This window comes from Ruminococcoides bili (assembly GCF_040093295.1).
Lineage (GTDB): Bacteria > Bacillota > Clostridia > Oscillospirales > Acutalibacteraceae > Ruminococcoides > Ruminococcoides intestinale_A.
Genome location: NZ_JBBNJY010000050.1, coordinates 1 through 10,662, shown reverse-complemented (window position 1 = coordinate 10,662; position 10,662 = coordinate 1). Strand labels below are relative to the sequence as shown.

General features: G+C 35.6%; 8 protein-coding genes. 3 read left to right on the top strand and 5 right to left on the bottom strand.

Annotated elements, in window-relative coordinates:
• Positions 1 to 2,711, bottom strand: a 2,711-nt coding sequence (locus AAAY30_RS10490; protein ID WP_499215671.1) for a DNRLRE domain-containing protein, incomplete at its 3' end; no start/stop codon positions are given.
• A gap of 993 nt (positions 2,712 to 3,704) precedes the next feature.
• The gene (locus AAAY30_RS10485) at positions 3,705 to 3,854 is read right to left on the bottom strand and encodes a hypothetical protein (RefSeq protein WP_302191435.1); all 150 of its coding nucleotides are present in this window, start codon (positions 3,852 to 3,854) and stop codon (positions 3,705 to 3,707) included.
• A gap of 176 nt (positions 3,855 to 4,030) precedes the next feature.
• Here AAAY30_RS10485 and AAAY30_RS10480 point away from each other — a divergent pair, with 176 nt between their 5' ends.
• Complete coding sequence (locus AAAY30_RS10480) at positions 4,031 to 7,402, top strand: C1 family peptidase (protein WP_337781834.1); 3,372 nt, start codon at positions 4,031 to 4,033, stop codon at positions 7,400 to 7,402.
• Between the two features lie 457 nt (positions 7,403 to 7,859).
• On the opposite strand, the gene rpsR is transcribed toward AAAY30_RS10480, so the two are convergent.
• The 3 genes from rpsR to rpsF are packed head-to-tail and all read right to left on the bottom strand — an operon-like array spanning position 7,860 to position 9,007.
• Positions 7,860 to 8,099, bottom strand: coding sequence for a 30S ribosomal protein S18 (gene rpsR, locus AAAY30_RS10475; RefSeq protein WP_022234226.1), 240 nt, complete (start codon positions 8,097 to 8,099; stop codon positions 7,860 to 7,862).
• Positions 8,100 to 8,143: 44 nt separating this feature from the next.
• Positions 8,144 to 8,656 (bottom strand): single-stranded DNA-binding protein, encoded by a 513-nt coding sequence (locus AAAY30_RS10470; RefSeq protein ID WP_186934729.1) that lies wholly within the window; start codon positions 8,654 to 8,656, stop codon positions 8,144 to 8,146.
• 54 nt (positions 8,657 to 8,710) lie between these two features.
• Positions 8,711 to 9,007, bottom strand: a complete 297-nt coding sequence (gene rpsF / locus AAAY30_RS10465; RefSeq protein ID WP_022234224.1) for a 30S ribosomal protein S6 — start codon at positions 9,005 to 9,007, stop codon at positions 8,711 to 8,713.
• 207 nt (positions 9,008 to 9,214) lie between these two features.
• Here rpsF and AAAY30_RS10460 point away from each other — a divergent pair, with 207 nt between their 5' ends.
• Positions 9,215 to 9,826, top strand: a complete 612-nt coding sequence (locus AAAY30_RS10460; protein WP_499215670.1) for a phosphoribosylanthranilate isomerase — start codon at positions 9,215 to 9,217, stop codon at positions 9,824 to 9,826.
• Between the two features lie 60 nt (positions 9,827 to 9,886).
• The gene (locus tag AAAY30_RS10455; RefSeq protein WP_499215669.1) at positions 9,887 to 10,381 is read left to right on the top strand and encodes a hypothetical protein; all 495 of its coding nucleotides are present in this window, start codon (positions 9,887 to 9,889) and stop codon (positions 10,379 to 10,381) included.
• Positions 10,382 to 10,662: the final 281 nt, after the last annotated feature.

Genomic DNA, 10,662 nt, shown 5'->3' with positions numbered 1-10,662 from the left:
TCACCTGCGGTATTTACTTTAACTTTCAGCGATTTTTGTCCAAAACATTTTTCTTCCGAAACATAGCTTGTTGAATAATCAATACCGCTGCCTTGGTTTATATTGCTCCAATATGTACTGCTTTCCAAGCTGTGGTTTTTAAGTAAATTTTGAACATTGGTTGTTGTCGCATAATTAGTTGTAACTCTGTTAAGATTTTTCAGGTTATTTTTAGATGTATCGGCTTGTCCGTCAGTATACGAATAAACCGCTGCGCCCATTTTTTCGCCGCTTTGCAAACGGTTTTCAACAGATATTGTTCTGCCTAAATTATCAAATTGATATACAGATACGCAGTCGTCTCTGTTGCCATATACACCGTCAAGACCTGCTGAGCGGATATTTGTAAGATTGTACTCATTACGGCTGAATGTGATTTTTTGTCCTGCTGTTCCGTCTGAAGCATATTCGGTAACTGATGTAACTTTCTTGCCTGAGCTTAAGGACGAATAACCAAAAACTACCTTATATCCGTCCGTGTCGGTTACGCTTGTCATTGAACCGTCATTATCGTATTCAAATGTTATTATTCCATTGTCGGGGTTTTGAATTTGAATAAGTCTGTCGTTGTTGTCATATCTGAAAATTCTTGCTTTTCCCGCTGAGTTTGTAACCTTTGTTATACAATGCTCGCTGTTTCTGTTAAATGTAAGTTTATCTCCACAAGCATCTTCTATTGTACTTATTCCTTTTGCAGAATCTAAATTAATTTTAACGCTGTTAGAATTTGAATCCGTTGTCTTAACAAGAACACCGTCACTGTTAAATATCAATTTGTTATTTTTTTCATCTTTAATTGTGTACTTTTCAGCTGAATTTGACGAATTAACGGTTAACTCCAGCTTTAGACCGTCTTCATCTTTATATGTTGTTTTACCGTTAGTTGTTTCTTCCAAAAAATAATGGTCCGTACCATCTTCATCAGTATATACATACGGATAATTATCTATTAAGTAATCTGATGTGCTAAACTTTGATGACGGATAAAGTGTCTGCTGATAATTCAGTTTCCAACCTTTTCCGGCATACGGAAATGAGCTTGTAAAATGTGAATTACTTGTATATCCGTTAAATATATGCTGTAAAGAAACAGAGCCACTGCCGACAGTAGAATTATCAGATGTAATAAAAGTCAAGTTTCCCGAATAGTCATTAATATACGCAGTACCTGCCGTACCGACAGAGAACGAAGAATAAGACCAATAGTTTTCAAGACCTTTATTGTTTCTGTAAGTAATAGCGATTACCGGGCGTGGTATTGAGGAAGACGGATAAGAACCCGAATAGAATGAAGCACATTGTTCTTCATCACTTTCGTTTGTTGATTTTAATACAACACCGTAGTTTTTGCTACCGTTATACCATTTTTTTACAATATTTGTAATATCCCAATCATGCCATGTTCCGTTATCGGAAGTTAATTTTTCATAATCAAGCGCTGTTCCGCTAAAATCGGCACTATTATTCCAAGTAATTGTTTTTTGTGACCAATCGCTTGTAACAGGATATGCGCCTATATACATATCATCATAAAAAGAATTCTGATAAAGATGCATATTCAGTTGCGCCGAAACAACAATATCTCCCTTATTGAGCTTAGGCAATTCATTTAACTTTATATAAGTTCTGTACATACCGGAGCCATATGTTCCGACATATACAGTTCCTGTATATCCCGTATCACTGCCATAGCCGTAAGAAGTATTTGGATTTGAATTATCTACATATGCACATGATGTTTTATTCCATTTTTGACTTGTGGTGAAAGTAGGGTCAAGAGTTACAGGAAATACTCTTTCATCGTCCTCAAGCCAACTTTTATCATAAGATAAAGTAACCGTCAATTTATTGTTTTTCTGATTTGTAATTTTCACCGAAACATCAGAACTGCCGTTTCCCGCAGAATCCGTCATATACGGAGCTTCAATTATGTATACTTCTTTACCGTTTTTATCTGTAAGCGATATTTCCCTTTCATTTTTTTGAACTGCATTCAAATTGTTTATTTTATATTGAATTACAAATTCATTATTTACATTTTTACTTTTAATAATAAAATTTTCTTTAACACCCAATGAGTTGACAAGACATTGCAAGTCTATGTTGTCATAAATATTTTCATAGAGCATTTCAGACATAAGATTTTCTTGTGCAAGGAAAGCATCATTACCGGTAAGTTCTTCTGTGTTATCAACTAATTTACCTTTACTGTAATTAGTGCCTTTATAACCCCAACTTACCATGTAATCGTCAAACTCAACTTTAATCATATTGTTTAGTTTGGCTTTATTCGATAAATTGACATTAATATTACTGTTTTGATTTTTATAGTATTTTTCATTATTTGCAATTCCTGCTTCATCTTCGGTAGCGTTTCCGTTTACTTCGGACAATGAATTATTATATTCCACCCATTCGTCATTATTGTCTTTATAATGCACCGGGTACTCATACTGCGCCGCCATCGTAGAGCCGTCACTCATTCTAAAATACTTTGTGTACTCATCTCGTTCAGAAACCAATTCACCGACAATAGTGTTTTCTGTATCATTTTCTTCTGCAGACGAGAATTTTGATAAATTTGCCGCAACCGCCTGTACAGGAAAAGTGAATGCTATTGTTGCCGTTAATGTTACCGATACGGCAGATAATAATTTTTTAAATACACCCATTATAAATCCCTCCAAAATATTATAATAACTTATTAATTTTTAACCAAATCATAATAATCACCTTCTAAAATTTATATAAAATTAACATAGTCTTATTATATCATTTATTTGTCATTTATCAATAAAATTTTAATAAAATAGTGAACAAATATCACTATGTTTAATTGTAAGATGTTACAATTTACTGTTTATATTTGTTATTACGATTATTGATTATAATAAAAAGATATTGATTTTTTGTATCAATACCTTTGCTTTTATAAAAGTAATATATAATTTTAATTTTTTAATCCCAGATACAATACTTAACAATCTTAGCAGGCACACCGGCTACTACTGCCCAGGATGGGACATCGTTTGTTACTACAGCGCCTGCGGCTATGATTGCGCCGTCACCGATTGTTACGCGCGAACCTATCCATACGCTTTTGCCGATATGTATAGGCTTTGGAATTGTATTTGCTCTGTGTGCAGGATTTTATTCGTGATTTAAAGTTGCAAAAACTGCCTGATGACCGATAAATACATTATCACCAATATAAATTCCTCCTTGGTCTTGAAAACAGCAGTCTTTGTTTCAGACCGTTTGAACCGAGGTTTGATGCGGATATGCATATAATATGGAAGAAAAATCAGGTTCACTCAAAAGCTACGCAAAAATTTTTATGTAAGTTATCAAACCGACTAAACGAAAACCAACCGTCGGAAATCTAAAAACGACGGTTGGTTTTTGTCTTTTATCGAAAGTTGAGAGAATTATGGTTTAGCAAAATACTTTTATGATTATTTTAGGAATACTCCAATAAACCATAATTTGTATATTTTACTCCGCTATTTCTTCTGATTCATCTCGGTAATTTCCAAATTTAAAAACAAAGCTGATTTCGGAACAATTTGTATTAAAACTTACCAAACATTCGGCATCAATATCATTGTAAAGCGAATAATCTAAAAACAGTTCGTTAAAGTCAACATTATCGTAAAAATCAGCATTTATATTTTTTGCGTCAAAATACTTCCGAGCCCTTTAGCAAAACTGTCGCTGATATTGTCGTTTTTATTAAACAACGCTTTTGAATTTACAGAGCTTATATTTAAATTAAATATCATATGCGACTCATCGTCCATAACAAAACTGATCATCCAAGTCCCATTCCGGCACCGCCCTGTTTTCTTGCTCTTGAAATTAAATAGACAATAAGCTTTATATTTTATAAATATACCATAAATTTAAACAGCATAATATATTTTATATGTAAATATTGCAATAATATAAATTAAATGCTATAATATCAAAAGTAATCATAAAGGAGGAGAATATGAAAAAATCATTCAAATGTATATCATTAATGCTTTCTTCATTGCTCATTCTCGGCTGCGGTTCTACTGCGTTTTCTGCCGCCACTGTTGAAGATAACGAATCCGTTAAAGCTATTTACGAAAAGATTGAGGAAGGCAGAACCGTTTTATACGACGAAAACAACAACGAAATTCCTGTTGAAAAACTTAATGACGATACTGAAAATATAAGCAAAAAACTTCCGCAAAAATATGACTTGCGAGATTACGGCAGAGTATCTAAGGTTAAAAATCAGGGTTCCGAGGGATATTGCTGGGCATTTGCATCTGTAGCATCAATGGAATCGAGTATTCTCTCGCAAAATAACCTAAAAAGCAAGCTCGGAGAAAATCCGCAAGACACCATTGACTTATCAGAGGCAGGACAAACCTGGTACATACATTCAGGCATAGTTGACAAGTCATCTCCTTTTTACGGCGATTACATAAACGATTCGTCAAAAGGCAGTAACGGAGGCACTTCCGATACTCTTGCCATCTCGCTTAACTCGGGGTTTGGTACATATCCGCAAAGTCTTTGCCCTTACAATGAAGTGAAGAAAGGCTTTTCAGAAACCCTTAGATATTATTCAGACTACAGACTCAAGGACTACAGTGAAATAAGCAATAACAAAGATACTTTAAAATCAAAGATTGTGTCAAACGGTGCCGTTACCGTTTACTATCCAAGCATTACCGACTGTTATTCTTCCGACTACGCTAACTATTACAGCGATAATACCTGCATTGGAATCGGAGATTCGCATTTAATAGTCGTTGTCGGCTGGGACGATAATTACAGCAAAGATAATTTTACCGGTAAAGTCAAGCCTTCAAATGACGGTGCATGGCTGTGCAAAAACAGTTGGGGCGAGCATTACGGCAATGATGGTTATATTTGGATTTCTTACGATACAACCAATCTTGCTTTTTCTCAATATATAATGCAAGGCAACAATGCTTATGACAACGAATATCAGAACTGCTTTGTCACTCAAGGTTACGGTTACAATTATGAAGGTGCAGCAAATGTATTTACCGCCCAATCCGACGAACAGTTAAAACAAATCAGTTTCAAAACCTTGGGTGCTTATGATTATACCGCCTCTGTTTATGCACTTAATGCTGATTTTGATAACCCAAAAGACGGCAGACTTCTCACTGCTTTCAGCGGGAAAATTGAGAATAACGGCGTACATTACATAGATGTAAAAGATGAAGTTTACCTTACATCGGGTGAAAAATTTTCGGTTGTAATTGAGTCAAACAACGATTCAAGCTATATGTCTTTTTCGAGTTCTTTACTTACAAATCAGAATTGCAAAGAAAATAATTCCTATATACTTAGCCATAACCAATGGAGTGATGCATATAATCAGCCTGATATTTCAAGGGCATATGCCTCTATAAAAGCTTTTACTTCCGATTTAGATAACAGTGAAGTTACAGAAAATCTAAAAAAGGCCGTTTCAGATGCCGAAAACATAGATAAAAGCAAAATCTCCTCCGAGAAATACGCAAATCTTCTGAATAATCAGATTGAAGCGTCAAAATCCCTTTTAAGCAATTCATCTTGCTCTGTTCAAGATATGAACAATTCTGTTATCCTTTTAAAATACTATGAAGAAAAAGCCGTTGACGCTCCTTATGAAATAAGCAGTATTGACGATTACTTTACGCTTATTGAAATTTGCAATAATTACGGCTATATTCCGGAAAAAATAAATCTAAATACCGACCTTGATTTCGCCGTTTATGATAAAGAAGTACCACCGCTATGCAACAGCGACGGTTATTTCAGTTCTGTATTTTACGGAAATAATCATACAATCAAAAACATTAAAATCGGTTCAACAAAAAATGAATTGAACAATATCAGCGGATTCTTCGGTTCTTTGCAAGGTGCAAAAATATATGATTTAACAATTGAAAACGCAAATGTCGCACCTGCAAATGTTAGCGGTGTGCTCAGTGCTTACGCTAAATATGCCGCTATTTTAAACTGCGCTGTAAAAAACAGCACTGTAAATTACAACTACTTTTCCGATACTCAATCATCGGGAGCAATATGCGGTGAAGCGTGGTACTCAAGCGTTTCATACTGCAATGTTGAGGGCAATACAATATACGGCAAATACGCAAGTGAATTTGCTTTTTCCGTACAATCAATTTACGGTTACTGCACTCAAAGAAGCAACAAAGTTTATGCAACAAAATCATTGTCTGTATTTGATGAGGCAAACTCAAAGATGAGTAACCTCTCCTTTATTCCTACTCCGGCAAACAGTGATATTTTTATTGAAATGCGGGACAATTATGTACGAGTTTCGTCATTACTGCATAGCGTAACAAGCTGCAGTTCAGATACGGTCAGCGTTGAAAAATCAGGTGATTATTATTACATTGATAAAAGCACTCTCAACGATGACGATTTTGTACTTGTGAACATCGATTATAAAGACAGTAACAATGATTACAATTATACGGTTGACCTAAGTGACAAGTCATTGATTCTTATTTCAATTAATTATACAGTGTCAGAAACTCTTGAAATCCCTTCCACCTATCTTGGACGACAGGTGAAAAATTTATCCTCATCTATATTTGTAACAACAGATACAAGCAATGTTAAAACCCTTATTTTACCCGATAGCCTTACAACTCTCGATAATACAAATATTAAACCGATTTACACTCTTGAAAATCTTGTGATCGGAAACGGAATTACAGAAATCCCCGACAGTTTTGCAAACTATATGAATAATCTTGAAAATGTAAAACTCGGTAACAATGTAACCAAAATCGGCAAAGATGCATTCTGCGGATGCGCAAGACTGACAGAGATAAAAGTTCCCGACAGTGTAAAATACATAGACGATTATGCATTCATCGGTTGTTCTTTTAATAAAGTATTAATCGGCAAAAATGTTGAATACATAGGTGATGAAGCGTTTGGATATTTCGATTATATTTTATCAAACAAAGGAAATTCAAATATATTGAACCCATATTATGTAATCAACGGTTATTCCTCTACCGCAGCCGAAAAATACGCAAAAGAAAACGGAATTAAGTTTATAGACCTTAATAATCAACCCGCTGATACAGAACAAACTTATACATATATAAACGACCTTGTTGCAGGGGACATCAATCTTGACAATAAGATTGATGTAAACGATGTTACTCTTTTGCAAAACTATTCAGCCGGCAATGCTGAATTTAACGATTTTCAGTACAAAAATTCAGCTGTTACCCGCTACATCACATCAATTACAATTAATAATGTAACCGAAATTCAGCGTTACCTTTCAGGATATATTGATACTCTTGAAATTTACAGCGTAGGTTAATTAAAAAATATATGCACCTGTAAGCCGCATAATTTACAGGTGCATTTTTTTACAATTAAGTAATACAATAAATTTCCGTAAAACACAAAACAGACCGCTGGCAAACGGTCTGTTCTGTATTGTGTGTTTTATGAAAATGAAGCCCGTTCGTAACAGGCACATTTCAACAATGTTACAGTAACTATATATAGTTACTACTTTAATATTATACCGAAAATCGCCATAAAATCAAGTGTTATTTGCTGTATTTGTAGGAATCGTAAGCCAAAAAGGCAAATTGCACATAATTTGCGAGTAAAGTTTGTTTATTAATTTTCGAGGCTTTTTTAAAGTTTGACCAAAACAAACAAATATTCTTTGATTTATGTCAGAGTTTTTAGATTTTTTAAAAACTGTACTTACAAAAGCAAAATAAAAAGCACCGTGTAAAAACGGTGCTTAAAATACTGATTATAGATTAGTCAGCTGTGTATGGGAGCAAAGCAAGGTGTCTTGCACGCTTAATTGCAACTGTAATTTCACGCTGATGTTTTGCACAAGTACCTGTTACACGGCGAGGAAGGATCTTACCTCTCTCTGACATATAACGACGAAGACGAGCGATGTCCTTATAATCAATGTGTTCAACCTTATCAACGCAGAAACCGCAAACCTTCTTGCGAGCTTTTCTACCACGGTTAATTGGTCTGTCAGCCATTGTGAGAACTCCTTTCAATGAATTATATTATAATTCAGTTAAATTTAAAATGGTAAATCATCATCAAGCGGCATATCCTGAAAATCTGAATTTGAACCGCTCTGATATGACTCAGCAGGAGCCTGTGCCTGCTGGTATGGAGCCGAGCCGTAAGACTGGTTAGAGCCATAAGACTGTGCGCCATATGATTGATTGTTGCCGTAAGACTGATTATTGTATCCGTTAGCATTACTGTCACGGCGTTCGCCTGTGAAGCTAACATTGTCTGCAACAATCTCTACTACATAACGGTTAGAACCGTCTTTTGCCTGGAACGAACGGCTCTGAAGCTGTCCGTCAACAGCAATCATAGAACCCTTGCTGAAATATCTGCAAACAAATTCAGCAGTCTGACGCCAGCAAACAATATTGAAAAAATCCGCCTTGCGTTCTTCGCCGCTCTTTACATATGAACGGTCAACCGCAATACTGAAAGATGTTACGCTGACACCGTTAGGGGTTGTCTTAAGTTCCGGATCGGCAGTTAATCTGCCCATTAAAACCACTCTGTTAAGCATTTTTAAGTTCCTTTCGTGTTCGAGGAATAACCCCTACAAAGGTTCATTCGTAAATTATTCTTCTTCTTTTTTGATGATGATTGAACGCATTACACCGTCTGTAATCTTGTAGATACGGTCGAGCTCTGCAGGGAACTCTGCTGTGCTTTCAAAATCAAAGAGAACATAGTAGCCTTCGCTCTCCTTGTTGATAAGGTAAGCAAGCTTTCTCTTGCCCCATTCGTCAACATTCTTTAAAGTGGCATTGTTTTCGATGAGAGCCTTGAATTTCTCTACTACCTTCTGAACGTTCTCTTCGCCGTTCTTAAGAGAAACTACCATTACTGTCTCGTAATTAGCTGTTACTGCCATTATATTGCACCTCCTTCTGGACATTATGGCGGCTTTCGCCGCAAGGATGTTATACTCTTTGTATTGCATAACAAAATTATTATACCATTATTTTTGCTTTTGTCAATATTTGAAATCAAAAAATTCGGAAAAAATCCGCAATTTTTCTTTGACTATTGACATTTTACCTCCTTATGGTAACATATTATTAAAGTACAGGAGGCAAGTATGACAAAAGTTAAAATTTGCGGACTTAAAAATCAGACCGACATAAAATGTATTAATACACTCTCCCCCGATTTTGCAGGGTTTGTTATGTTTTTTGAGAAAAGCCATAGGAATATTTCTGTCCAAACGGTGCAGGAATTGCTCGCTTTGCTTGACAAAAATATAAAGAGCGTTGCCGTTACCGTATCACCAACCGAAGAACAGCTTGAACAGATTTATAACCTTGGGTTTGACTATGTACAGATACACGGCAATATAACCGACGAAGTCCTAAAGAACAGCAAAACTCCGATAATCAGAGCAATAAATGTCAGCGGAACAGACAGCTTGACCGACCTTGATAATTACAAAAATGTAAAAGGCATTTTATTTGATTCCGCCGTACCCGGAAGCGGACAAGGTTTTGACTGGACACTGCTTAAAAAACTCCCTAAAACCGACAAAATGCTTTTCCTTGCAGGCGGACTTACAGCCGACAATGTAGCCAAAGCCGTTGCTCAGCTGCGCCCCTTTGCGGTAGATGTCAGCTCAGGCGTTGAGCTTGCCGACAAATCGGGTAAGGATTTTGAGCTTGTCAGAACATTTATTGAAAATGCGAGAAATTCTAAATAATCACAAATAATCAAACATTATTCAAATCCACTTAAATATAATTACAAACAGGTGACTGAAATGAAAGAACACAATTATAAAATGAACATATCGCAGGCAGAATTTTTTAATATTCTCGGCAATCACACCCTAAAAGATATGCCGCTTTCAAACCTAAACAGAAACACCGCAAGCGATACAACACTTTACGGCTCTGTAAACGGTAAATCCGCAAAACTCTGTCCTCACCCTGCCGACAAATACAAGCCTTTTAATCCGATAAATGAAATTACAGCCGAAGAGTGTGGAACTCAGCTTGATGTATGCGTTAAATCTTACACAAACAAAAAAGATATAATATTTTGGATCGGTTTTCTTGTATTGGTTACGGTTTCAACCTGCCTTGTCCTTTTCCTAAGCTATCCCGAAATCTATACAGAACTGCCGTTTATATGGTTTTTGCCCGTATTCGATATAATTGCTGTTTCACTGTTATTCGGCTTTATGATAAAAAGCAACAAAAATGTTTTCTTTAAACGCTTTGAAAAGATTTTCAAGGACTACATAATGCAATAAAAAGTAGGTTCTATGGTAAATTTTATAAAATCAAAATTTAGTTCAACCCTTTTTAAAAGGTGCTGTTTTGAGCAGAGCCAACAAAAGGCAAGTGTAAGTTTAAAAAGGAAATAATTAAATAACTTATTTTGCCAAGTACAAATTTTATTAGAAAAATATAAGTTAGAGGTTCCAAGGTCACTGACCTTGGTCGTCTAAGGAAAGGGGATACTTAAGGGGAAAGGGACTCGAAATCCCTTTCCCCTTAAGCGTGCTTTCTTTTGGAGCTTTTCTTTTCACGC

Excerpts from the sequence above, each read along its gene's own strand:
- AAAY30_RS10470 (WP_186934729.1), bottom strand. The coding sequence starts at position 8,656 with ATGCTTAACAGAGTGGTTTTAATGGGCAGATTAACTGCCGATCCGGAA.
- AAAY30_RS10460 (WP_499215670.1), top strand. The coding sequence starts at position 9,215 with ATGACAAAAGTTAAAATTTGCGGACTTAAAAATCAGACCGACATAAAA.
- rpsF (WP_022234224.1), bottom strand. The coding sequence starts at position 9,007 with ATGGCAGTAACAGCTAATTACGAGACAGTAATGGTAGTTTCTCTTAAG.
- AAAY30_RS10455 (WP_499215669.1), top strand. The coding sequence starts at position 9,887 with ATGAAAGAACACAATTATAAAATGAACATATCGCAGGCAGAATTTTTT.
- AAAY30_RS10480 (WP_337781834.1), top strand. The coding sequence starts at position 4,031 with ATGAAAAAATCATTCAAATGTATATCATTAATGCTTTCTTCATTGCTC.
- rpsR (WP_022234226.1), bottom strand. The coding sequence starts at position 8,099 with ATGGCTGACAGACCAATTAACCGTGGTAGAAAAGCTCGCAAGAAGGTT.
- AAAY30_RS10485 (WP_302191435.1), bottom strand. The coding sequence starts at position 3,854 with ATGATCAGTTTTGTTATGGACGATGAGTCGCATATGATATTTAATTTA.